Below are 23,429 nucleotides of genomic sequence, written 5' to 3' on the forward strand. Positions count from 1 at the left end.
TCACACACACCTTCGGGTGAGCCCCACGAACCCATCCTCATGTGAGCCCCAGCTCACATGATCTTCGCGCAGGGCGATCCGGGTGTGTGAACGCGAACTCACATGCGCAGAGCTACTTATGCGAACCGCAGCAATCCGAATCACGCGAAGAGGTTCCCATCTCCCCGCTCCCCATGTCCCCGCGAGTGCCAGCGCTCGAGAGCCCCCACGCTCAGCGGCCGGCACGCGCCGCGAGCAACCTGCGCTCGGCCTCGTTCGCCGTGAGCTCGAGCGCCAAGAGGTCCTCGGCGAGCGCTTCGGCGTCGCGGCCGGCCTCGCGCAGCAGCGACGCGCGCACGGCGTGCCACAGGTGTGAGCGCGCGAGCGGGTCGGCCAGCGCGTCGACTTCGGCGAGCGCCGCCTCCGGGCCATCGACCCGTGCAAGCGCGACGGCCCGGTTCAGCCGCACGACGGGCGATCGGTCGTACGCGAGCAGCATGTCATAGAGGGTGAGCACCTGCAGCCAGTCCGTGGCCGAGGCATCCGCCGCGTCCGCGTGACAGGCCGCGATCGCCGCCTGCAGCTGCCAGCGGCCCGGACGACGCAGCCGGGCAGCCCGCTCGAGAACGACCCGCGCCTCGGCCAGGAGTCGGGCGTCCCATCGAGATCGGTCCTGATCGCCCAGCAGCACGAGCGCTCCGTCGACCGCACGCGCCGACTCGCGCGCACGGTGGAACGCGAGCAGCGACCGCAGGCCGAGCGCCTCGGGCTCGCGGGGCAGCGCGTCGGCGACGACGCGCGCCAGCCACAGCGCATCCTCCGCCAAGTCGCGGTCCGCCGACGCGTCCCCGCCGGCGACGAGGTGCGCCTCGCTGTACATGACCGACACGATGGTGAGCACGATGTCGAGGCGCTCCGCGCGCTCCTCGCCCTCCGGAATCCGCAGCGGGATCCCCGCCGTCCCGATCTTGCGCTTCGCGCGCACGATCCGCTGACCGACGGCTGCGTCGGCGCTGAACGTCGCCCGCGCGATCTGCGCCGTCGTCAGGCCGCACACCGCCCGCAGGGTGAGCGCGAGCTGCGCCTCCGGCGCGAGGGCGGGGTGACAGCAGCCGAACAGCAGCGGAAGACGCTCGTCCGCGTCGACGCTCTCCGCGTCGCTCGCCGCGCTCACGGTCACGTCGGCCGCCAGGAGGGGAAGACGATCGCGCATCCCTCGATCGCGCCGCAGGAGGTCCAGCACATTGTGGCGGGCGGCCTGCAGCAGCCACGCGCCCGGCTTCGGCGGGATACCGCGGACGCGCCACGCCCGCAGCGCCTCCTCGACCGCTTCGGCGACCGCCTCTTCGGCGAGATCCAGACTGCCGAACGAGCGGGTCAGCGTCGCGACGAGCTTCCCCGACTCCTCGCGCACGGTGCGGGCGAGGAGAAGGTCGGATGCCGCGGCCCCGGCGACGGGATCGTCAGGGGTCGCGGCATCCGTCCCGCTCACTGGTCGAACTGGCTGTAGTCGGTCACCATCGGCCGCACTTCGACCGACGTGCCGGGCAGGTCGAGCATCGGCCAGGAGCGGGCGAGTGCCAGCGCCGCGTCGAGATCCTCTACGTCGATGACCGAGAAGCCGCCCACCGCCTCGCGTGCCTCGGTGAACGGGCCGTCGACGAGGACGGGACCGTCGGCCCCGTGGCGCACGGTCGTCGCGGTCGTGACGGGCTGCAGTTCGGCGCCGGCGTCGCTGATCTTGGCGTCGTGCTCCTGGAACCACTCGTAGACGCGGCCGTAGACCTCCTGCGCGCGCTCGGGTGGCACCGCGGCGTCGAGCTCGGGCGTCGAAGTGAACATGATGACGTACTTCACGGTCGTGGTCCTTTCGTCAGTGGAACCGTTTCATCCCCACAGCGAACGGGCAAGACCGTTTTCGACAGCATCCGCGAAAAAACTACGGACCGAACAGCGATAGCGGATTGACGATGTCGGTCAGGATCAGCACGCCGCCCATGACTATGAGGGCGACCACGACCACGAACGTGATCGGGACGAGCTTCGTGGCGTCGACCTGCCTCGGCGGCGGACGGTGCATGAGCTTCGCCCACGCGCGCCGGATGCCGTCCCACAGCGCGACCGCGATGTGACCGCCGTCCAGCGGGAGGAGCGGGACCAGATTGAAGACGAAGAGTGCGATGTTGAGCGAGGCCAGCAGGGAGAGGAACCCCGCGACGCGGTTGAGCACCGGCGCCTCCGCCGCGGCGACCTCGCCGGCGAGGACGCCCGCCCCGACGATGCTGAGCGGCCCGTTCGGGTCGCGCTCCGCGCCCGTGATGAGGGTGCTGCCCGCCTCCCACACCTTGACGGGCATCTGCCAGATGATCCCGGCGACGGCGCCGACGTTCCCGATCGCCGTCTGAGGACCGACCCAGATGGGTTCACGCAGGTAGTCGACCTCCTGGCGGATCCCCGCGATCCCGACCTCCTCGGTCAACGGATCGCCGTTGTCGTCGAGCACCGCTCTGCCGCGCTCGTCGGTGACGGCCTGCTCCACGGTCGCCGGGGTGAGCGTGAGGGTCTGCTCGTCGCCGTCGCGCTCGACGGTGATGTCGATCGCCCGGCCAGGGGACGCCTGGATGAGCGCAGCCGCAGCGGCGAAGGTCGCCACCTGCTGCCCGTCGACCGCGACGATGACGTCTCCGGGCTGGATTCCGGCCGCGGCAGCGGGGGCCGCGGGATCGGATGCCGCGCACTCCGTGCGATCCGCATCGGACGGGATGATGCATTCGCTGACGCTCGAGACCGTGGTCGTCGCGGTCTGCACGCCGATGCCGGAGATCAGGATCGCGAAGAGCACCATGGCGAACAGGAGGTTCATCGTGGGTCCGCCGAGCATGATGATCACGCGCTGCCAGATGGGGAGCTTGTAGAAGACGCGGTCCTCGGAGGCCTCGAGCGTCTCGTCGTTCGCCGCGCGGGCGTCCTGGACCATCGTGGCGAAGAATCCGCCACCGGCGCGGCCGGAGCGCTGCCCGGCTGCCGCGGCCGCGAGCTCCTTCGGCGACGGCGGATACATGCCGGCCATCGAGATGTAGCCGCCCAGCGGGATCGCCTTGATGCCGTACTGGGTCTCGCCGATGCGGCGCGACCACAGCGTCGGGCCGAAGCCGATCATGTACTGGCCGACGCGGACGCCGAACTTCTTCGCCGGCCACAGGTGCCCGAGCTCATGGAGGGCGATCGACACGGCGAGCCCCACGACCAGGAGCACGACGCCGATGACGAATGCAAGAGCTTCCACACCCACACGGTACCCGCGTCCGCCTTGGAGTTGGCCTGGACCCCGCTCGGAGGAGCCTAAGCTCGATCCGAGGAGGATCCGGTGACCCCACGTCATGTCCGCACCCTGCGCGGTGCAGCGGCGGCCTGGGTCGCGACGATCGTGGCGGCGACCTCTCACACCCTCGCCGGCGGCGGGGCCCCCGCTCCCGTCCTCGTCGGGGTGGTGAGCATCCTCGCCTGGCCCGCCGGCATCGCGCTCGTCGGTCGCCGCCTGTCGGTCGGGCGCATCGCCGCGGCCGTGGCCTCGGCGCAGCTGCTCTTCCACGTCGCCTTCGCGGTCGCCGCCGGCGCCGACCCGTCGGCCGCCACGGGCCACCTCCACCATGTCGTGCTCGACGGCGCCGGACTCGGCGCCAGCCTCGTGCCCGACGCCCCCATGCTCCTCGCACACGCCCTCGCCGCGGTGGCGACCCTCCTCGGCCTGTACGGCGGCGAGCGGATGCTGCGAGCCCTGGGCCGCGGCATCCGGTCCGTCCTGCAGCGGGTCGAGGTCACGCTGCACGCCCCGCGAGCCGCGGTGCGGCGCACGGTCGCAGGATTCACCCTCGCGCCGTCACGCGGCGTCGTCCTCTCGGACCTCTCGCGGCGGGGTCCCCCGTCGTTCGTCGACGCGGTCGTCTGACCGCGGCATCCGACGGCACGCGCATCCGCGCGTGCCGGTCATCCCTGCATTCCTCGACGAAAGAGATACCCATGACCACCACCCGCTTCCGCCGCACCCTCCTCCTCGGCTCCGCCGTCGGCGTCGCCCTCGCGCTGGGCGTGCCGCTGGCCGCCTCCGCACACGTGCACGTCGACCCCGGCACCGCCTCGGCCGGCTCGACCGAGACCCTCACCTTTGCCTTCTCGCACGGCTGCGACGGCTCACCCACCACGGCCGTCGTGATCGACGTGCCCGAGGGCGTAGGAAATGTCACACCCGTCGTGCAGGGCGGCTGGACGATCTCGCGCGAGCTGGGCGCCGACGGCGTTCCGACACAGGTCACGTTCACGAGCGAGGTCCCCGTCGAGGACGGCCTCAAGGCGACCGTCGCCCTCGACGCGCTGTTCGACGAGTCCGCGGCCGACACGTCGATCGCGTTCCCCGTCACCCAGGTGTGCGTGGACGGCGAGACCGCGTGGACCGAGGTCGCCGAAGACGGCCAGAGCGAGGACGACCTCGAGTCCCCGGCACCCGTGGTGGAGGTCGGGCCCGTCTCCGCGGAAGGCGACGGCCACGGCGACCACAGCGACTCGGCCGCAGGCGACGGACACGATGAGGGCGACTCCTCCGAGGCCGCATCCTCGGACTCGGCCGACCCCGTCGCCCGCTGGCTGGCCGCCGGTGGCCTGGTCGCCGGCATCGCGGCGCTCGTCGTGGTGCTGGTGCGCGGCCGCTCCCGCAAGAGCTGACGCCGGACGAGGAGGCGCCGGTTCGCCGGCGTCCTCCTCGCCCCGGTTGCAGAGAGCATGGGTGCCGGGCGCCGCGGATGAGAGGATGGATCCGCCATGCCGACCGATGCGCCTTCGAACCTCCCTCCCGTCCTGCGACCGGATGCTCCCCCCGTCCACTCCCTCGACGATCTCGCCGCACGGTTCGCCGTCGACGTGCGCGGCGACGTCTCGGGCGTGACGCTCACGGGCATCACCCTCGCCACGGCCGATCTGCGCCCGGGCGACGTCTTCGTCGCGGTGCGCGGCGTGAACCGCCACGGAGCGGAATTCTCCGCCGCCGCGGCCGAGAAGGGCGCGGTGGCCGTGATCACCGACCGCGACGGCGCGGACCTCGCTGCGGCGAGCGGCCTCCCGGTCGTCCTCGTCGACGACCCCCGCGGCCTCCTCGGGGACCTGTCCGCGTGGGTCTACAGCACCGGTCGCGACGACGAGCTCCCCCTGCTGTTCGGCACCACCGGCACCAACGGCAAGACCAGCGTGTCGCACCTCCTCGAGGGGATCCTCGGCCAGCTCGGCGCCGTCACCGGGCTCTCCTCGACCGCCGAGCGCCACATCGCCGGCCAGGTGGTCGTGTCGCGACTGACGACGCCCGAGGCCTACGAGATGCACGCCCTGCTCGCGCTCATGCGCGAACGCGGCGTGGAGGCCGTCGCCGTCGAGGTCAGCGCACAGGCGCTCAGCCGACGCCGCGTCGACGGGATCGTGTTCGACGTCGCCGGCTTCACCAACCTCACCCACGATCACCTCGACGATTACGCCGACATGCGCGAGTACTTCGACGCGAAGCTCCCGCTGTTCCTCCCTGATCGATCGCGACGGGCGGTCGTGTGCGTCGACTCGGACCAGGGTGCCGAAGTGGTCGCACGCAGCCAGGTCCCGACGGTGACGGTGGGCACTCCTGCGCTGGCCGCCGATCCGACGGCCTCGGCCGATGCGGACTGGGTCGTCGACATCCTCGACGAACGGCAGATCGGCACGGAGTTCCGCCTCACCGCACGCGATGGTCGCTCGCTGACCACCCTCGTGCCGGTCATCGGGCGGCACATGGCCGCCAATGCCGGCCTCGCGATCGTCATGATCCTCGAGGGCGGCTACTCGTGGGAGCGCCTCGTCGCGGCGCTGGACGGCGAGCGCATCGACGCCTACCTCCCCGGGCGGACGGAGCTCGTCTCGGGCGAGACCGGCCCGGCCGTGTACGTCGACTTCGGTCACTCCCCCGACGCGTTCGAGAAGACCCTCGCCGCCGTGCGACGGGTGACTCCCGGCACGGTGGTCATGCTCTTCGGCGCCGACGGCGACCGCGACGCGACCAAGCGCCACGACATGGGGCGCACGGGCGTCGAAGGTAGCGACATCCTCGTCATCACGGACCACCACCCGCGCAACGAAGACCCCGACTCCATCCGCGCGACGCTGATCGAGGGGGCGCGGCGCGCGCGACCGGATGCCGAGATCCACGAGTTCTCGCCGCCCGAGCGCGCGATCATCGAGGCCGTCGCGCTCGTCGGCGACGGCGACGCGATCCTGTGGGCCGGTCCCGGCCACCAGGACTATCGCGACATCCGCGGGGTTCGCACGCCCTACTCGGCCCGCGAGCTCTCGCGCCGCGCCCTGCGCGCCGCGGGGTGGCCCGTCCCCGAGCCGCACTGGCCGGTGCCGTATCCCGAGGACGAGACGCCCGCCTCGGATCCGCTGCGTCCGGTCTTCCCCGAGTCCTAGCCCGCGGCGGCGATCTCGCGGTCGGCGGCTTCGCGCGCCCACCGCTCGGCCTCAGCCAGCGTCTCGCGCGTCAGCGCATCCGGCGCCTCGTGGCGGTCGACCACGCGCTGCACGGTCTCGAGGATGCCCAGGAAGCCCAGGCGTCCCTCGTGGAAGGCGTCCACGGCCTGCTCGTTGGCGGCGTTGAACACGGCGGGGAAAGTGCCGCCGGCCCGTCCGACGGACTTCGCCAGCCGCACCGCGGGGAACGCCCTCTCGTCGAGGGGCTCGAAGGTCCAGGATGCCGCGACCGACCAGTCCAGCGGACGCCCGACACCCGCGACCCGATGCGGCCAGTCCAGCCCCAGCGAAATGGGAAGGCGCATATCGGGCGGCGACGCCTGGGCGATCGTCGATCCGTCGCTGAACTCCACCATCGAGTGCACGATCGACTGCGGGTGCACGACGACGTCGATCTCGCCGTAGGGCACGCCGAACAGCAGGTGCGCCTCGATGACCTCGAGTCCCTTGTTCACGAGCGTCGCCGAGTTCGTCGTCACGACCCGCCCCATGTCCCACGTGGGGTGCGCGAGGGCTTCCGCGGGTGTCACGCTCTCGAGTGACGCGCGACTGCGGCCGCGGAACGGACCGCCCGACGCGGTCAGCACCAGCCGGCGCACCTCCGCGCGATCGCCCGATCGCAGCGCCTGGGCGATCGCGGAATGCTCGGAGTCGACCGGGACGATCTGCCCGGGCCGGGCGATCGCCGTGACCAGGTCGCCGCCCACGATGAGCGACTCCTTGTTGGCGAGCGCCAGGGTGCGCCCGGTCTCGAGTGCGGCGAGTGTGGGGCCGAGACCCACGGAGCCGGTGATGCCGTTGAGCACCACGTCGGCCTCGACATCCCGCACGAGCTGCTCGGCCTCGGCCGCGCCCATCGCCACGTGCTCGACGCCGAATTCGACGGCCTGCGCCTCGATGGCGGCGCGATTGGCGCCCGCCGACAGGCCGACGACCTCGAAGCGCCCCGGATTGGCGCGGATGACGTCGAGCGCCTGCGTTCCGATCGAACCTGTGGAGCCGAGGACGAGGACGCGTCGCATCGCGCCAGCCTACCGGCGACCCGGATTACTGCTCGGTGACCTCGACGATCTCCAGCGCGAAGACGAGGGTCTCGCCGGCCAGCTCGTGCTCGCTCGAGCCCGCCTCGCCGTAGCCGCAGGTCGGCGACATCGAGACGAGGATCTTCGAACCGACGGTCTGGCCCTCGAGCGCACGCTGGAAGCCGGCGACGACACCCGTCGTCGAGAACTGCGCGGGCTCGCCGCGCTCGTAGCTCGAGTCGAACACCGAGCCGTCGCTCCACTTCACGCCCGTGTAGTTCACGGTGACGGTGTCGCCCGGCTCGACGGTCGCGCCGTCGCCCTCTTCGAGCACCTCGAGCTGCACGCCCTCGGGTGCCTCACCCTCGGGGATCGTGATCGTCGGGATGCCGTCGGCCGAGTACTCGACCGTGGGGAAGACGTCGCCGGGCTCGGTCGCCGCGCACCATGCGTCGGCCGGAGTCACTTCGAGCACGTCGATGACGTACACGAGCGCGCCGCCCGACTGGCTCTCCGGGGTGGCGACCACGAGGCGCGAGCCTTCGGTCGCGCAGCCGAAGTACGCGTCGGGGCCCGAGCCGATGGTGATCGGCTGCGGCGGGATCGGCTCGCCGTCGAAGCCCCCGGCCTGCAGCTGCTCGCCGGTCGCCGCGTCGTAGACGGCCAGGGCGTAGGTGACGTAGTCCCCGTCGGCGATCTGGGTGCCGTCGCCCTCGACGGCGACGACGCGCTCGGCGCTGGTGAACTCGAGCGGCGCCTCGAACTCGACCGTGGGGAGCTCGCCGACCTCGCCGGAGACACTCACGGACGCGGCGACATCGCCTTCGGGCACGGCGACCGCGCACAGGTCGCTGGCGGCGCCGGTCTCGCTCGCGGTCGGCGTCGACTGAGGCGCCGACCCCGCGCAGCCCGCGAGGAGGACGGCCGACAGGGCGGCGACGGAAAGAGCGACGAGCGGGCGAATGCGCACGGTGAGACCTCGAGTCGATGTCAGGGAACGCTCCATCATTCCGCATGTTTCCTCTGTCTGCGCTGAGAGCCCGGTCATGCCTGTGGCGGCATGAAAACGGGAGTACCCTCGACGGGTGACTTCCGACCTGGTGCCCGACGCGGACGACCCGACCGCCGACGAAGCGCCGGAGCAGCCGGTGACACGCATGGGCGCGACGTATTTCCTCGGCCGATTCGTGCTCACCCCCCTCGCCCGACTCATCTACCGACCTCATGTGGAGGGCGGCGCGAACGTCCCCAAGAGCGGGCCGGTCATCTTCGCGAGCAACCATCTGTCGTTCATCGACTCGATCGCGATCCCCGTCTCGGCCCCGCGCCCCGTGCACTTCCTCGCGAAGGCGAGCTACTTCGACAGCCCCGGCTTCAAGGGATGGGTGTCGAAGGAGTTCTTCACGGCGATCGGCGCCATCCCGGTCAAGCGCGGAGCGGGCCAGGCTGCGCTCGACGCGCTCGAGCAGCAGCGCCTCCTCCTCGAGCACGGCAGCGCCGTCGCCCTCTACCCGGAAGGCACCCGCTCCCTCGACGGCCGCCTCTACAAGGGCCGCACCGGCGTCGCCTTCCTCGCTCTCCAGACCGGCGCTCCCGTCGTTCCCGTCGGGCTCATCGGCACCGACAAGGTGATGCCGGTCGGCGCGAAGCGTCCGTCTCTGAGCGAGCGCGTGACCGTCAAGTTCGGCGAACCGCTGGACCTCGCGCACCACGGCCCTGCCGAGTCGGGCCGCGCTCGACGGCTCGCGACCGACGACATCATGGCCGCGATCCACGCGCTGTCCGGCCAGGAACTCGCGAACGCCTACAACGAGGCGCCGGCGCACACGCCGATCGAGCGCATCAAGCAGGTTCTCCCGCACGAGCGCCGCTGAGCGCCCGGTCCACCTCTGTCACGCAGAGGACGTCCCGGCGACGACGATCGTCGGCTCGTGGCGCACCGGGAAGTTGACCGAGTTCGCGATGAAGCACCACTCGTTCGCCTGCGCGTGGGCGGCGGTGGCGGCATCCGTCATCGATGCATCCGCGACGGTCACTCGCGGCCGCAGCACCACCTCGCGGAAAGCGCCCCCGCCGCGACCGTCCTCGACCATGAGCCCTGACGCGTCGTCCTCGTAGCCGACCACCACGACGCCGGCCGTGACGCACGCGTGGAGGTACGACAGCAGGTGACACTCGCTCAGCGACGCGAGGAGGAGGTCCTCTGGGTTCCAGCGCGACGGATCGCCGCGAAAAGGCTTGTCGGATGAGGCCAGCAGGGTCGGCTTGCCCTCGATCTCGACCGTCGAGGAGCGGTCGTATTCCCGGTAGCCGGAGGTGCCGGTGCCCCGGTCGCCCGTCCACGTGGTCCGGACGGAGTATCGATGCTCGCCCAACATGTGCACAGTCTGTCATGCGGGCCCGTGGCGACTCGGCGGTAGGCTGGCCGGGTGCCGCAGACCTTCGCCGCAGCCGACGCCGTCGAGCTCGCCGTCGTCGACCGCAGCGGGTTCATCGAGTCGCGGCATGCGGGCATCGCGGTGGTGCTCGGGGCGGACGGATCGATCGTCGAGCGCCTCGGCGACCCGTCGGCGCTGATCCTCCCCCGGTCGAGCCTCAAGCCGCTGCAGGCCGTCGCGTGCCTCTCGGCGGGCGCATCGCTCCAGGGCGTCCCGCTCGCACTCGCGACGGCGAGCCACTCCGGCACCGACCGCCACGTCGAGGCCGTTCGCGAGATCCTCGGCGCCGCCGGTCTCGGCGAGGAGGATCTCGGCTGCCCGCCCGCCTGGCCGGGCGACACCGCCACGCGCGACGAGCTCGTGCGCGACCGCGCCGAGCCCGCGCGCATCCGGATGAACTGCTCGGGCAAGCACGCCGGCATGCTCCTCGCGTGCGTCGCGAACGGCTGGGACACGGCGGACTACCTGGCGCCGGGGCATCCGCTGCAGCTCCACATCCGCGAGGTGGTGGAGCGCCTGCTCGGCGAGAAGACCTCGGCGACCGCGATCGACGGGTGCGGCGCCCCGGTGTACGCGACGACGCTGTTCGCTCTCGCGCGCGCGATCCACCGGATCGGCACCTCGTCCACGACCTCGCCGTTCGCGCTGCACCGCAGCGCCGGCACCCTCGTGCAGGCCGTGCGTGAGAACCCCTGGACGATCGACGGACCCGGCCGAGCCGACACGATCGCGATCGAGTCGCTCGGGGTGTTCGCGAAGGGCGGCGCCGAAGGCGTGATGGTGATGGTGGCTCCCGACGGAACCACGGTCGCCCTCAAGATGCTCGACGGCAGCGGCCGAGCCGCGACCGCCGTCGCCCTGCGGCTCCTCGAGCGCGCCGGCGCGCTGTCCCCCGCCGACGTGTCGGCCACCATGCAGAAGCTTCCCCTGTCGATCTCCGGCGGCGGGCAGGATGTCGGGGCGATCCGCCCCGCTTTCTAGAGGCGCTCCCACGAGGAGCCCGAGCGCTCCAACGGCGGAGCGGAAAGGATCACACGATGCGGATCAGCGTCCCCACCGAGGTGAAGAACAACGAGTATCGGGTGGCACTCACGCCCGCGGGCGTGCACGACCTGGTCTCCGCGGGTCACGAGGTGTTCGTGCAGCGGGGCGCGGGCACTGGCTCGTCGATGCCCGACAGCGAGTACGAGGCCGCCGGCGCGATCCTCCTCGACGATGCCGCCGAGGTCTGGGCGCGCGCCGAGCTGCTGCTGAAGGTCAAGGAGCCGATCGCCAGCGAGTACGGATACTTCCGCGACGACCTCGTGCTCTTCACCTATCTACACCTCGCGGCCGACCGCCCGCTGACGGATCAGCTGATCGCCGACGGCATCACCGCGATCGCCTACGAGACCGTCCAGGTCGCCGGCGGCGGCCTCCCCCTCCTCGCCCCGATGAGCGAGGTCGCGGGGCGTCTGGCTCCGATGGTGGGCGCCGCGACGCTCATGCGCTCGGCGGGCGGCCTCGGCCTGCTCATGTCGGGCGTCCCCGGCACGCGCCCGGCGCGCGTGACCGTGATCGGCGGCGGCGTGGCAGGGGCCAACGCGGCGGTCATCGCCGTGGGCATGGGCGCGGACGTCACGGTCTTCGACACCAACGTCCAGCGCCTGCGCTACCTCGACGACCACTTCCAGGGCCGCGTCAAGACGGCGGCGTCGAACCCGTTCGACCTGGACCGCGCCGTGGTCGACTCCGACCTCGTCATCGGCTCGGTGCTGATTCCCGGCGCCAAGGCGCCCAAGCTCGTCACCAACGAGATGGTGTCGCGCATGCGTCCGGGAAGCGTGCTCGTGGACATCGCGGTCGACCAGGGCGGATGCTTCGCGGACACGCGGCCGACCACCCACGCAGACCCGACCTTCAGGGTCCACGACAGCGTGTTCTACTGCGTCGCGAACATGCCCGGCGCGGTGCCCAACACGTCGACCTCGGCCCTGACCAACGCGACCCTCCCCTACATCCGTCAGATCGCGCGCCGCGGCTGGCAGGACGCCCTGCGCGCCGATCCGGCTCTCGCGGCCGGCCTCAACGTGGTCGGCGGGAAGGTCGCGAACGCCGGCGTCGCGACGGCTCACGGCCTCGAACTGACGCCTCTCGAAAGCGCCCTCGCGTAAGGACGAACGGATGCCGCGCCCTGCGTTCTGCGCGGGGCGCGGCATCCGTGTGTCGGTCTGATCCCGGAGGCGGCACGCCCAGGGGCGCCGAAATCAGGAGATTCGACGAGATCAGGAGCGCGGGGCGCCGATCGACCTGATCCGGGCGAATCGCCTGAGCTCGGAGGCGGAAGCATGCGAGCGGATGCCGCGCCCCGCGTTCTGCGCAGGGCGCGGCATCCGTGTGTCGTTCTGGCGCCTTCTCAGGCCAAAAGACGGCTTCGTGCGCCGACACGCCGGGGATGGATGCCTCGTCCTCGGCGTGTCGCGTGACGGGGCCGTCTTTTCGTGCGCGGGCGAGCGCGGCGGGCAGCCGATCCGCCTTATCTCGGCGCCTCCGCGTCCGCGGTGCAATACTCGACGGCATGATCGAGCGCGCCGAGTGGACGGTCGAGGATCATCTCGCCGCGGGCGACGAGCGGACCGTCGCCCTGTGGCGCCGTTTCGCCGCCGTCCTCGAGGGCTTCGGCCCGGTCACAGTGTCGGTGAGCAAGACGACCGTGACATTCAAGGGGTCGCGCCGCGGCTTCGCGGGCGCACGGCCCACCGCCACGGGTCTGGTCGGCTACTTCGACCTCATGCGTGCGCTGCCGGCCGACCGTCGCATCCGATCGTCCTCGCCCTACGGCCGGAAGCTGTTCGTCCATCAGTTCCGGCTGACGGGCGACGACGACCTCGACGCGGAGTTCGTCGGCTGGCTCGAAGAGGCCCACGCCGTGGGGTGCTGCGCGCATCTCGCCTGACCGGGCCCGCGCTCGGAACGGGCCCGCGGGTCAGGCGAGTCCGCCGTCGATCGAACGGGTGTAGTCGGCGGGGTCGTCCGGAACGAGCACCTCGGTGTCGCGGTTCAGGCTTTCGCCGCGGAAGAACGGCTTCGAGCGCGGGAAGAAGAACCACAGGAACATCAGCAGCACACCGAATGCCAGGGCCCCGATGCCCATCAGGAACGTGCTGCCGACGGGGCCGATGCCGCCGCCGTAGCCGTAGTCGGGGCTGTACATGTCGATCGCGGACTGCACGAACGCGTAGGTGAGCATCAGCGAGCCCAGCAGTGGGAACAGGAACTTGTAGAAGAAATTGCGGGCGGACGTGAACAGCTCGCGCCGGAAGTACCAGACGCACGCGTACCCGGTGATGCCGTAGTAGAAGGCGATCGCGAGGCCGAGCGACAGGATCGAGTCCTGCAGGATGTTGTCACTGATGAGCGTCATGCCGACGTAGTAGACGATCGCAACGATGCCCATCACGAGCGTCGAGAACGACGGCGTCTTGTACACCGGGTGAACCGTCGCGAACTTTTTCGGCAGTGCCTTGTAGGCGGCCATCGCGAGCGTTCCGCGCGCCGTAGGGAGGATCGTGGTCTGCGTCGACGAGATCGCCGAGATCATCACGGCGACGACGAGCACCCAGCCGAGGGGGCCCAGGAGGCCGTCCTTGATCGCGAGGAAGAAGTCGTCGGCGTTCGCCTCGTTCCCGAGGCCCGTGCCGCTCTCACCGAGTCCGGCGTACATCATGGCCGCGATCGTGACTCCGACGTAGGTCACCAGCAGGATGACCGTCGTCAGCAGCGCCGCGCGGCCGGGGATGCGCTTGGGGTCCTTGGTCTCCTCGTTGAGGGCGAGGCAGGTGTCCCAGCCCCAATAGATGAAGAGCGCGAGCAGGATCGCCTCGACGAAGCCCGACCACTCTGTGAAGGCGAAGGGGTTGAACCACGACCAGTCGAACGGCGTCGGGTCGGGGGCGGTGCCGGCGAAGAAGTGCCACAGCGCCGCGACGACGAAGATCGCGAGGGCGATGTACTGGATCGCGAGGAGGATGTTCTGGATGCGCTCGCCGATCTCGACGCCGCGCCAGCTGACCCAGGTCATCGCCGCGATGAAGACGACCCCGGTCACGGTGACCAGGGGCACGTTGTCGGAGAGGAGGGCCTCCTCGGGGCTGCGCACGATCCCGTCGATCAGTGCCCAGAAATAGATGCCCGCGATCTGCGCGAGGTTGGCGAGCACCACCATGCCCGCCACCGCGACACCCCATCCGCCGAGCCACCCCACCCACGGACCGAATGCCTTGGTGCCCCACGTGAAGGTGGTGCCGCAGTCGGGGATCTCGTTGTTGAGCTCGCGGTACGCGAACGCGATGAACAGCATCGGGATGAAGGCGATGACGAAGGCGATGGGCGCCTGCGCGCCGACGGCGAGCACGACGAAGCCGAGGGTCGCCACGAGCGAGTAGACGGGTGCGGTCGAGGCGAGGCCGATGACGGTCGAGCCCCAGAGTCCCAGCGTCCCTGCTGCGAGTCCTTTGCCTGCCGGCCGTTCGAGATCGATAGGGGATGTAGCCACACTGTGAAGCTATGGGGTGCCTCCCGGACGGTCAAGGAGCCCCGAGGAACGGATCGGCCGGACTTGCGATGACGAAAGGACGATGCGAACGGGTTCAGCACCGCCGACCACGAGCCAGGCTCGCCCGCGTCCGGGCTCGCAGTAGGGCGGCAGCCCCCGTGCGCCGGTGAGGAGCCGCAGCTCCGCCGCGCACGACGCGTCGACGACGAGCTCGTGGTCGCCCCGCACGTCGGAGAGCAGCCGCCAGTGGCGCTGCCAATCGTCCGGCTCCCCGGATACGACCACCGGGCCGTGCGCGGTGATGGAGGGGTCGGCGACATAGGCGTCGAGATCCGAGATGCGGATGCCGCGCGCCTCCCAGTCCGCCAGTGCGGCTCGTGCCGACGGCGATCGTCGCGAGACGAAGCCGGTGAGGTGCGCTGTCGGACGCCACTCGCCGGGGTCACTGCGCGCCTCGTCGGCGAGGGCCGGGGCGAGCGCCACCTGCACCTCGACGCCGCCGAGCATGCCCCGGCCGGCGGGCGTGCCCGCTCGGAATCGGTCGGCCTCTCCCCCGGCGGCGATGTGCTCGACCCTCGTCGGAAACGCGAGCAGCAGGCGACGCGGAAAGAGGTCGGCGACACGCGCGACGGCTCCGGTGAGGCGCCGCGCGGAGGCGACGACGAGGAAGCCCCCGGGTCCGGTGCCGCGCAGGAGGTCTTCGAGCCTCTCGACCACGACCTGCGCGTGGTCGGGCGGCAATCGGGCCGTGATCGCATCGAGGTCGTCGATGCAGACGACGGTGCCGGGTCGCGGCGGTTCGGCCGCGAGCGCGGCGACGGCATCCCACACCCCCTCCGGATCGCCGGGCACACGAACGACGTCGCCGGTCGCCTGCGCGGCGAGGAGCCGGAGCGCGTTGCTCGCACCCGCGCCGGGCCCGCCCAGCACCAGGAGGCCGCGGTCGGAGACCTCGATCGTCGCGACGCTCTGGCGCTGGAGCCCCGGCTCGTCGGCCAGACCGAGGACCAGCTGCGCAGGATCGCCCCCTCGGAGCCGCGGGTCGTCGAGGGCGAGCCGCCGCGGGAGCTCCGGGAGCCAGGGCCGGCGCGGGTCGGGTCCGTCGTGAGGTGCGGAGGCGGCGGCGACGTCGGCGGGCGCGGACAGGGCGACCCGGACGCGTCGCGGGCGTGCGTCGCCGGCGCCGCGCACGAACGCATGCCCACGGCCATCCGGCCCGCCCGGCAGGTGGGCGGCATCGTCCGTGCCGAGGACGGTGCGACTGTCCGCCGCGTCGGACACGCGGAGGCTGATGCGCAAGGGGCAGTTCGCCAGAAGGCTTTCGCGGATCACGCCGGCAGAGCGCTGGGTGCCGAGGATGAGATGGATGCCGAGTGCCCGTCCTCGCGCGGCGACGTCGGTGAACACCGCGTGCAGCTCGGGATGGTCGGTGAGCAGCGCCGCGAACTCGTCGACGACGACCACGAGGCGGGGCAACTCGACCCGCGGATCCAGGATGTCGCGCGCTCCGGCGCCCGCGATGACGCCCTCGCGCCGCCGCACCTCGGCGCGCAGGCTCTCGATCGCCCGGCGCGCGCCCGTCCCGTCGAGGTCGGTGATCACACCCGTCACGTGGGGAACGCCTGCGAGGACGTCGAAGGCCGTACCCCCCTTGAAGTCCGCGAGCAGGAACGAGACCTCGCGCGTCGAGTGCGTGCGGCACAGCGAGAGGATCCACGTGATCAGCAGCTCGCTCTTTCCCGACCCGGTCACGCCGGCGACGATCGCATGGGGTCCGTCCGCGACGAGATCGATCGCCGCCGGCACCGTGCCGTCGAGACCGATGACAGCGGTGAGAGCCCCCGTGCGGGCCGTGCGCGGGTCGATGAGGGGCCCGAGCTGGATCGGGCCCGCGTCGCGCCCCGCGATGCCGAGCGTGCGCTCCGCGCGGCGTGCGAGCGTCTCTGCGAGCGCTGCCGCCTGGTCGCGGGCGATCGCCTCCACCTTCACCTCTGCGGCCTCGCCCGCGCGCTCGAGGCGCCCCACCCCGGGCGACCCGACCGTCAGCACGGTCGCGCACCGTGGCGGCAGCGGCTCACCGGGGAGGCGACGCGCGATCGCGATGTCGGCGTCGGGCGGCACGGCCTCGCCCGGCGCGATGATCGCGACTCGCCGGCCCCCGGCCACGCGCCGATGCGGCAGGCGGTCCGCCCACCGCTGCGACGCGTCGAGCCCACCGACCAGGGCGAGCTCCCCCGGAGGGAGCGCGAGACACAGCTGCAGGACGAGCGCGCGCTGCACGGCCGCCGCGAGCAGCGGTGCACCGACGACGACGACGCCCTGCCCGGCCGGCACGACGACGGGACCTCCCGTCAGCCGGCCGGCGCGCACACGGAGAGCGGCGGCATCCGGATCTCCTTCGCCGCCGGCCAGACGCAGCGCGCTCGCGATCTCGCCCTCTCCGGCGACCAGCGCGTCGGCGCGCTCCGGAGACTGCCGCCAGACGTCATCCTCCCGGGCGACGAATGCCGCGACGTCGGGATGCCGTGTCCACAGGCGCCGGCGTTCGGACGCGTGGCGGGCGTCCACGGCGCGGGAGATCTCGGCGCGTGTGCGGACCGCCGTCGCCAGATGTCGCTTGCGATCGCGGCGAGCGGAACGCGCGGCATCCGCCATCGTCGCGACCGCGATCAGGGGCCCGAGGGCTGCGAGCCACAGCGACAGGATCGACCCGGTGACGAACCAGAGCCCGACAGCCCCCACGACCGGCACGATCGCCGCCACGACAGGGAAGGGCGGCCGCGCGGGCGGCGACCACGCGGCGGGGAGTGAGAGCGGCTCAGCGGCGTCGTCGGCGGGGTTCACGAGCGCGGAGAAGGCGGGGGCCGGCGAGAGGTGCACCGCTCCAGTGCACCGCTGCGACGCGGCGCGAGGCCCCCGTCGGGGCGCATTCGTGGAACCGGGGCGTCAGTCCGCCGCTGTGGAGGAGGCGTCCTCGTCGGCGCGCACCTCGCGCGCGCTCTCGGCAGTGTCGTCGTCATGGTCGTCGTCGTCGAGCGGCTCGGGCATTCCGACGTCGAGCACGATGATCGTGATGTTGTCGCGCCCGCCGTTCTCGAGCGCGGCGTCGAGCATCGCGGTCGCTGCGGCGGCCGGATCGCGATTCTCGTCGAGGAAATGACGGATGCCGTAGTCCGTGAGTTCCTTCGTGAGCCCGTCCGAGCAGATCACGAACCGATCGCCCTCGGCCACCTCCAGCCGGACGTAGTCGGGCGTCACGCCCTCACTCGGCCCCACGGCGCGCGTGATGACGTTGCCGTAGGGGTGGTTCTCCGCCTCTTCCGGGCTGAGACGCCCGGACGCGATGAGCTCCTGCACCACCGAGTGATCCGTCGTGATCTGGATGATCGATCCCTCGCGGACGAGGTACACGCGTGAGTCGCCGATGTTGAGCGTCACCCAGTGCGCGGCCTCGCCGCTCGTGTCGAGGTAGACGCCCGTGAGGGTCGTGCCGGTGCCGTCGTCGGTGGCCTCGGGGTGGGAGGCGATGTCCTTCACCGCGCGCGCGAGCGCCTTCTCGATCGTCTTGGGGTTGACCGTGCCCGCCTCGGTCATCGCCTTGAGCCGGTCGATGGTGCTGGCGCTGGCGATCTCCCCGCCGACATGGCCGCCCATGCCGTCGGCGACGACGAACAGCGGGTACGCGGCGAAGACGGCGTCCTGGTTGACCTCGCGGCGACGGCCGGTGTCGGTGACCGCCGCCCAGGCGAGGTCGAGCGATCCTCCCGGCACGGGGACCGTGCGCGACTGGGTGGAGACCTCGGGCACGCGTGTCCTCCCGATCGACGTTCGCGAGGCCCGGCGGCCTGACGCGTCCTCACATACTAGTCGGTTCCCCTCCCCCGTCCTCGGCGGCGGGGCTGGGCGACGCGCCGGATGCCGGGGCTCCGACGGTCACCGGATCGACGAGCACCTCCTCGTCCATGGGCGCCTCGAACTGCGCGTTGTAGAGGCGCCAGTAGGCGCCCTTCGCCGCGAGCAGCTCGTCGTGCGTGCCCTGTTCCACGATGGCGCCGTTCTCCATCACGAGGATGAGATCGGCGTCGCGGATCGTCGACAGGCGGTGCGCGATGACGAACGCCGTGCGATCCTCGCGCAGCCGCGACATCGCCCGCTGGATGAGCAGTTCGGTGCGGGTGTCGACCGAACTCGTCGCCTCGTCGAGGATGAGGATGCGCGGATCGGCCAGGAAGGCGCGCGCGATCGTGATGAGCTGGCGCTCGCCCACACTGAGGTTGGTCGCCTCGTCGTCGAGCACCGTGTCGTAGCCGTCGGGCAGTGCGTGGACGAACCGGTCGACGTAGGCGGCGGTGGCCGCTCCGACGATCTCCTCCTCCGAGGCATCCGGTCGTCCGTAGGCGATGTTCTCGCGAATGGTCCCCGAGAAGAGCCACGTGTCCTGGAGAACCATCCCGGTGCGCGAGCGCAGGTCGTCGCGCGTCATGGCACGGGTGTCGACGCCGTCGAGCGAGATGCGGCCGGAGTCGACGTCGTAGAACCGCATGATGAGGTTCACCAGAGTCGTCTTGCCGGCGCCGGTGGGGCCGACGATCGCGACCGTGCTCCCCGGCTCGGCGGCGAGCGACAGGCCGTCGATGAGCGGTTTGTCCTCGACGTAGCGGAACGAGACGTCTTCGAATGCGAGACGGCTCGCGTGGTCGGGCGCCGTCTGCGCGTCGGCATCGTCGGGCTCCTCCTCCGTCTCATCGAGAAGCTCGAACACGCGCTCGCCGCTCGCCACGCCGGACTGCAGCAGGTTGGCCATCGACCCGAGCTGGCTCAGCGGCTGCGTGAACTGACGCGAGTACTGGATGAAGGCCTGCACGTCCCCGATCGAGAGCAGGCCGGCAGCGACCTGGAGTCCGCCCACGACCGCGATGGCGACGTAGACCAGGTTCCCGATGAACATCATCGCGGGCATGATGATGCCGGAGAGGAACTGCGCGCCGAAGCTCGCCCGGTAGAGCTCCTCGTTCTCGGCGCGGAAGTCGGCCTCGACCTCTTTCTGGTGACCGAACACCTTCACGATCGAGTGACCCGAGAAGGTCTCCTCGACGCGCGCATTGAGGATGCCGGTCGAGGTCCACTGCGCGACGAACAGCTTCTGCGAGCGCCGCGCGACGAGGACGGTGATGAGGATCGTGAGCGGGATCGTCACGAGCGCGATCACCGCCAGGAGCGGCGAGATGACGAACATCATCACGAGCACCCCGACCACCGTCAGCAGCGAGATGACGACCTGCGAGAGGGTCTGCTGCATCGTCTGGCCGATGTTGTCGACGTCGTTCGTGACGCGGCTCAGCAGCTCGCCCCGCTGCACCTTGTCGAAGTACGAGAGAGGCAGTCGCTGGATCTTGTCCTCGACCTGGAGGCGGAGCCGGTGCATCGCACGCTGCACGATCCCGTTGAGGAGCCGCGCCTGGAGCCAGCCGAAGAGGCTCGCCAGCACATAGACCGCAAGCACGCCGGCGAGGATCCAGGCCAGCTGCTCGAAGTCGACACCCGCTCCCGGCACGAAGTCCATCGCGGCGATCATGTTCGCCTGGTCCTGGTTGCCCTGGGCGATCAGCCCGTCCACGACCTGCTGCTTGGTCGCGCCCGCCGGCACCTGCAGCGAGACGAAGCCCGCGAACACGACGTTCGTCGCGTTGCCGAGGAGCTTCGGACCGATCACGCTCAAGCCCACGGAGAGCACCGAGAACACCAGCACCACGATCAGGAGCGGCATGTCCGAGCGCAGTGTGCCGAGGAGGCGCTTGGCGCTCGGACCGAAGCTCTTCGCCTTCTCGCCGCCGGCGACCTGACCCATCGGACCGCGCTGGAGCGGCATCCGCTGCTGTGGTCCCCGCTGCGGGCCGCTCATGCCGCCGCCTCCGCCGTGAGCTGGGATTCGACGATCTCGGCGTACGTCTCGCAGGTCTCGACGAGCTCGTCGTGGGTGCCGATCCCCACCATGCGCCCGTGGTCGAGCACGACGATCTGGTCGGCGTGGCGGATGGTCGAGACGCGCTGGGCGACCACGATCCGCGTCGCATCGGGCAGCCGGGTGTCCAGCGCCCGGCGGAGCGCGGCATCCGTCCTCAGATCCAGCGCAGAGAACGAGTCGTCGAAGATGTAGACCTCCGGACGTTTGACGAGGGCTCTCGCGATCGCGAGCCGCTGTCGCTGCCCGCCCGAGACGTTCGTGCCGCCCTGCGCGATCGGGGCCTCGAGCCCCTCGGGGAGCCCCTCGACGAAGTCCCGCGCCTGCGCGAGGTCGAGCGAGTCCCAGAGCTCCTCGTCGGTGGCCTCGGAATTGCCGTAGCGCAGGTTGGACGCGATCGATCCCGAGAAGAGGAACGCGCGCTGCTGCACGAGGCCGATGCGCTGCCACAGCTCATCGGGGTCGTACTCGCGCACGTCCACGCCGTCCACGCGCACCGAACCCGCGGTGACGTCGAAGAGCCGGGCCACCAGGCCGATGAGCGTGGTCTTGCCCGCTCCGGTCGAGCCGATGATCGCCGTCGTCGTGCCGGGCTCCACCGAGAAGGAGAGGTCGCGGAGCACCGCGTCCTCGGCGCCGGGATAGGCGAAGTCGACCGCGTCGAACTCGACGCGCCCGGCGGGCACCGGCGCCTGCGCCGCGACCGCGGGAGCCGCCACCGACGGCGATGTGTCGAGCACCTCGCCGATGCGGTTCGCGCACACGGCGGCGCGAGGGATCATGACGAACATGAAGGTCGCCATCATGACCCCCATGAGGATCTGCATCAGGTACTGGAGGAAGGCGAACAGCGTGCCGATCTCGACGCCGTTCTCCTGCACCTGGAACGCCCCGAACCAGATCACCGCGACGCTCGACACATTCATCACCAGCATGACCGCGGGGAACATGAGCGCCATCAGGTTGCCCGCCTTGAGTGCGGTCTGCTGCACCTCGTCGCTCGCGGCGGCGAACCGCACGCGCTCCTCGCGCTCGCGCACGAACGCCCGCACCACACGGATGCCGGTGAGCTGCTCGCGCATGATCTGGTTCACGCGGTCGATGCGCTTCTGCATCTTCGTGAAGGCGGGGACCATCCGCCACACGATCGCGCCCACGATCACTAGCAGCACCGGGATGGCGACCGCCATGAGCCACGCCAGCCCGGCATCCTGCCGCACCGCCATGATGACGCCGCCGATCGCGAGCATCGGAGCCGAGATCATCAGCGTCGCCGAGACCTGCACCAGCATCTGGACCTGCTGCACGTCGTTGCTGTTGCGCGTGATCAGCGACGGAGCGCCGAACTGGCCGACCTCGCGCTGCGAGAAGGCGACGACGCGGTGGAAGATGTCGCCGCGGAGGTCGCGCCCTATCCCCATCGCGAGCCGCGATCCGAAGTAGACGGCGACGATCGCGCATGCGACCTGCACGAGGCTGACGGCGAGCATGACGCCGCCCGTCTGCCAGATGTACGGGATGTCTCCCGTGACGACGCCGTTGTCGATGATGTTCGCGTTCAGGGTCGGCAGCAGGAGCGACGCGATCGACTGCGCGAGCTGGAACACGACGACGGCGATGATGAGGGCCCAGGCGGGGCGCAGGTAGCGCACCAGGAGCTTTCCGAGCACGGTGGTCCTTCCGGTGCGCGAGAGGGCGCCGGAAGGCGGCATGCGCACAGAGTGCGACGCTACGCCTCGCGGAGTGCGCGTGACAAACCCTCCGCGTACGCCCTCGGCGAACCCGCGCGACGCGGGTGGGAAAGCGGTCTCAGACGCGCGCGGCCGGGTCCTCCGGCAGCGGGAACAGGGCGTCGATCGTCGTCAGGTCGTCCGGCGTCGGCGACCACGCGGACGCCGCGGCGGCGTTGGCGCGGATCTGCTCCGGCGAGGTCGCACCGGCGATCACGCTCGCCAGCGACGGCCGCGCCAGCAGCCAGCCGAACGTGGCCTCGAGCATCGTGACGCCGCGCTCGTCGCAGAAGGCCTGGAACGCCTCGAGCGCGTCCCACGGCGCCTCCTGCCAGACATGCTGCCGCTGGCGCATGATGCGGGTGTCGCTGGGCGCGTGGTCGCGGGTGAACTTGCCGGTGAGCAGGCCGTTGTGCAGCGGGAAGTACGGCAGGAAGCCCAGCCCGAAGCGCTCGACCGCCGGCAGCACGTCGCGCTCGGCCGCTCGCGCGAGGAGGCTGTAGTGGTTCTGTGCCGAGACGAACGGCACGCCCGCGCGCTCGGCGGCGACGTAGTGCGCCTCGGCGATCTGCCAGCCGGCCAGGTTCGAGTGGCCGATGTAGCGCACCTTGCCCTCGCGCACCAGGTCGGCCAGCACGTCGAGCGTCTCCTCGATCGGGGTGCCGGGGTCAGGGGTGTGCAGCTGATAGAGGTCGATCCACTCGGTCTGCAGCCGGGTGAGGGATGCCTCGACCGCACGCCGCACGTACGTGCGCGACGCCTTCGATCCCGTCACCTCGTACCCCATGTCGCGTCCGAAGTGCCCGAACTTGGTCGCGAGCGTCACCCGGTCTCGACGACCCTTCAGCGCCTCGCCCATGAGCGTTTCTGATAGCCCGGGATCCTTGCCGTACATGTCGGCGGTGTCGAGGAGCGTGACCCCCGCATCGATCGCAGCATCCAGCACCTCGCGGGTGCCCTCGAGCGTCTCCGTGCGCGTGCCGGCGCGGCCGAAGTTGTTGCAGCCCAGGCCGACGGCGGAGACGAGGAGGCCGGAGGCGCCGACGCGGCGCAGGGGGACGGCGGGTTCGGAGGTCATCCCTCCACGTTATCCGGCGCCGCGGCATCCGCTCTCCGACCCGGCGGCTGTGCGATCGTTCGTCGGAGATCTGCGGTTCTCCGGACCCGCCGCCGCGATCTCCTCCGCAGAAGCGCAGATCTCCGGAGAAACGACGACAGAACGAC

General features: G+C 71.1%; 19 protein-coding genes. 7 read left to right on the forward strand and 12 right to left on the reverse strand.

The features are described 5' to 3' along the window. Nucleotides 1–211: 211 nt before the first annotated feature. The 3 genes from ASD93_RS08190 to ASD93_RS08200 all read right to left on the reverse strand — a co-directional run bounded on the left by ASD93_RS08190 (nucleotide 212) and on the right by ASD93_RS08200 (nucleotide 3,265). A complete protein-coding gene (locus ASD93_RS08190) occupies nucleotides 212–1,471 on the reverse strand; it encodes an RNA polymerase sigma factor (RefSeq protein ID WP_056121223.1) in 1,260 nt (419 codons plus the stop codon). Continuing rightward, a complete protein-coding gene (locus ASD93_RS08195) occupies nucleotides 1,468–1,836 on the reverse strand; it encodes a YciI family protein (RefSeq protein ID WP_056121225.1) in 369 nt (122 codons plus the stop codon). The genes ASD93_RS08190 and ASD93_RS08195 overlap by 4 nt, the downstream gene beginning before the upstream one ends. 82 nt (nucleotides 1,837–1,918) lie before the next feature. Beyond that, entirely contained in the window at nucleotides 1,919–3,265 is a 1,347-nt protein-coding gene (locus ASD93_RS08200; RefSeq protein ID WP_056121228.1) for a M50 family metallopeptidase, read from the reverse strand. Between the two features lie 81 nt (nucleotides 3,266–3,346). On the opposite strand from ASD93_RS08200, the gene ASD93_RS08205 reads away from it, so the two are divergent. The 3 genes from ASD93_RS08205 (at nucleotide 3,347) to ASD93_RS08215 (ending at nucleotide 6,459) form a co-directional block, all read left to right on the forward strand. Continuing rightward, complete coding sequence (locus ASD93_RS08205; protein ID WP_056121232.1) at nucleotides 3,347–3,928, forward strand: hypothetical protein; 582 nt, start codon at nucleotides 3,347–3,349, stop codon at nucleotides 3,926–3,928. Nucleotides 3,929–3,999: 71 nt separating this feature from the next. After that, nucleotides 4,000–4,698 (forward strand): YcnI family protein, encoded by a 699-nt coding sequence (locus ASD93_RS08210; protein WP_056121234.1) that lies wholly within the window; start codon nucleotides 4,000–4,002, stop codon nucleotides 4,696–4,698. A gap of 96 nt (nucleotides 4,699–4,794) precedes the next feature. Beyond that, nucleotides 4,795–6,459: a Mur ligase family protein gene (locus ASD93_RS08215; RefSeq protein WP_056121235.1), complete on the forward strand. Its 1,665-nt coding sequence runs from the start codon at nucleotides 4,795–4,797 to the stop codon at nucleotides 6,457–6,459. On the opposite strand, the gene dxr is transcribed toward ASD93_RS08215, so the two are convergent. Beyond that, nucleotides 6,456–7,541: a 1-deoxy-D-xylulose-5-phosphate reductoisomerase gene (gene dxr, locus ASD93_RS08220; protein WP_056121236.1), complete on the reverse strand. Its 1,086-nt coding sequence runs from the start codon at nucleotides 7,539–7,541 to the stop codon at nucleotides 6,456–6,458. The genes ASD93_RS08215 and dxr overlap by 4 nt on opposite strands. Nucleotides 7,542–7,566: 25 nt before the next feature. Continuing rightward, the gene (locus ASD93_RS08225; protein WP_157536905.1) at nucleotides 7,567–8,511 is read right to left on the reverse strand and encodes an FKBP-type peptidyl-prolyl cis-trans isomerase; all 945 of its coding nucleotides are present in this window, start codon (nucleotides 8,509–8,511) and stop codon (nucleotides 7,567–7,569) included. Nucleotides 8,512–8,698: 187 nt separating this feature from the next. On the opposite strand from ASD93_RS08225, the gene ASD93_RS08230 reads away from it, so the two are divergent. After that, the gene (locus ASD93_RS08230) at nucleotides 8,699–9,415 is read left to right on the forward strand and encodes a lysophospholipid acyltransferase family protein (protein WP_082569247.1); all 717 of its coding nucleotides are present in this window, start codon (nucleotides 8,699–8,701) and stop codon (nucleotides 9,413–9,415) included. 18 nt (nucleotides 9,416–9,433) lie between these two features. On the opposite strand, the gene ASD93_RS08235 is transcribed toward ASD93_RS08230, so the two are convergent. Next, the gene (locus tag ASD93_RS08235) at nucleotides 9,434–9,919 is read right to left on the reverse strand and encodes an OsmC family protein (protein ID WP_056121239.1); all 486 of its coding nucleotides are present in this window, start codon (nucleotides 9,917–9,919) and stop codon (nucleotides 9,434–9,436) included. Between the two features lie 51 nt (nucleotides 9,920–9,970). Here ASD93_RS08235 and ASD93_RS08240 point away from each other — a divergent pair, with 51 nt between their 5' ends. The 3 genes from ASD93_RS08240 (at nucleotide 9,971) to ASD93_RS08250 (ending at nucleotide 12,914) form a co-directional block, all read left to right on the forward strand. Next, entirely contained in the window at nucleotides 9,971–10,960 is a 990-nt protein-coding gene (locus ASD93_RS08240; RefSeq protein ID WP_056121241.1) for an asparaginase, read from the forward strand. A gap of 56 nt (nucleotides 10,961–11,016) precedes the next feature. Next, entirely contained in the window at nucleotides 11,017–12,132 is a 1,116-nt protein-coding gene (gene ald, locus ASD93_RS08245; RefSeq protein WP_056121243.1) for an alanine dehydrogenase, read from the forward strand. Nucleotides 12,133–12,536: 404 nt separating this feature from the next. Further along, complete coding sequence (locus ASD93_RS08250) at nucleotides 12,537–12,914, forward strand: DUF5655 domain-containing protein (RefSeq protein ID WP_056121246.1); 378 nt, start codon at nucleotides 12,537–12,539, stop codon at nucleotides 12,912–12,914. A 30-nt stretch (nucleotides 12,915–12,944) separates the two neighbouring features. On the opposite strand, the gene ASD93_RS08255 is transcribed toward ASD93_RS08250, so the two are convergent. The 6 genes from ASD93_RS08255 to ASD93_RS08280 form a co-directional block, all read right to left on the reverse strand. Next, complete coding sequence (locus ASD93_RS08255; protein WP_056121248.1) at nucleotides 12,945–14,513, reverse strand: APC family permease; 1,569 nt, start codon at nucleotides 14,511–14,513, stop codon at nucleotides 12,945–12,947. A 9-nt stretch (nucleotides 14,514–14,522) separates the two neighbouring features. Then, entirely contained in the window at nucleotides 14,523–17,393 is a 2,871-nt protein-coding gene (locus tag ASD93_RS08260) for an FtsK/SpoIIIE domain-containing protein (protein ID WP_056121250.1), read from the reverse strand. A gap of 66 nt (nucleotides 17,394–17,459) precedes the next feature. After that, nucleotides 17,460–18,320: a PP2C family protein-serine/threonine phosphatase gene (locus ASD93_RS08265; RefSeq protein ID WP_056121253.1), complete on the reverse strand. Its 861-nt coding sequence runs from the start codon at nucleotides 18,318–18,320 to the stop codon at nucleotides 17,460–17,462. Between the two features lie 49 nt (nucleotides 18,321–18,369). Then, nucleotides 18,370–20,415 (reverse strand): ABC transporter ATP-binding protein, encoded by a 2,046-nt coding sequence (locus ASD93_RS08270; RefSeq protein WP_056121255.1) that lies wholly within the window; start codon nucleotides 20,413–20,415, stop codon nucleotides 18,370–18,372. Then, the gene (locus ASD93_RS08275) at nucleotides 20,412–22,145 is read right to left on the reverse strand and encodes an ABC transporter ATP-binding protein (RefSeq protein WP_056124214.1); all 1,734 of its coding nucleotides are present in this window, start codon (nucleotides 22,143–22,145) and stop codon (nucleotides 20,412–20,414) included. The genes ASD93_RS08270 and ASD93_RS08275 overlap by 4 nt, the downstream gene beginning before the upstream one ends. A gap of 139 nt (nucleotides 22,146–22,284) precedes the next feature. Next, nucleotides 22,285–23,283, reverse strand: coding sequence for an aldo/keto reductase (locus ASD93_RS08280; RefSeq protein ID WP_056121257.1), 999 nt, complete (start codon nucleotides 23,281–23,283; stop codon nucleotides 22,285–22,287). Nucleotides 23,284–23,429: the final 146 nt, after the last annotated feature.

This window comes from Microbacterium sp. Root180 (genome assembly GCF_001428485.1).
Taxonomy (GTDB): domain Bacteria; phylum Actinomycetota; class Actinomycetes; order Actinomycetales; family Microbacteriaceae; genus Microbacterium.

Bases quoted from the DNA above. Each gene is read 5' to 3' on its own strand.
- ASD93_RS08210 (WP_056121234.1), top strand. From the start codon at position 4,000: ATGACCACCACCCGCTTCCGCCGCACCCTCCTCCTCGGCTCCGCCGTC.
- ASD93_RS08215 (WP_056121235.1), top strand. From the start codon at position 4,795: ATGCCGACCGATGCGCCTTCGAACCTCCCTCCCGTCCTGCGACCGGAT.
- dxr (WP_056121236.1), bottom strand. From the start codon at position 7,541: ATGCGACGCGTCCTCGTCCTCGGCTCCACAGGTTCGATCGGAACGCAG.
- ASD93_RS08230 (WP_082569247.1), top strand. From the start codon at position 8,699: ATGGGCGCGACGTATTTCCTCGGCCGATTCGTGCTCACCCCCCTCGCC.
- ASD93_RS08235 (WP_056121239.1), bottom strand. From the start codon at position 9,919: ATGTTGGGCGAGCATCGATACTCCGTCCGGACCACGTGGACGGGCGAC.
- ald (WP_056121243.1), top strand. From the start codon at position 11,017: ATGCGGATCAGCGTCCCCACCGAGGTGAAGAACAACGAGTATCGGGTG.
- ASD93_RS08250 (WP_056121246.1), top strand. From the start codon at position 12,537: ATGATCGAGCGCGCCGAGTGGACGGTCGAGGATCATCTCGCCGCGGGC.
- ASD93_RS08270 (WP_056121255.1), bottom strand. From the start codon at position 20,415: ATGAGCGGCCCGCAGCGGGGACCACAGCAGCGGATGCCGCTCCAGCGC.
- ASD93_RS08280 (WP_056121257.1), bottom strand. From the start codon at position 23,283: ATGACCTCCGAACCCGCCGTCCCCCTGCGCCGCGTCGGCGCCTCCGGC.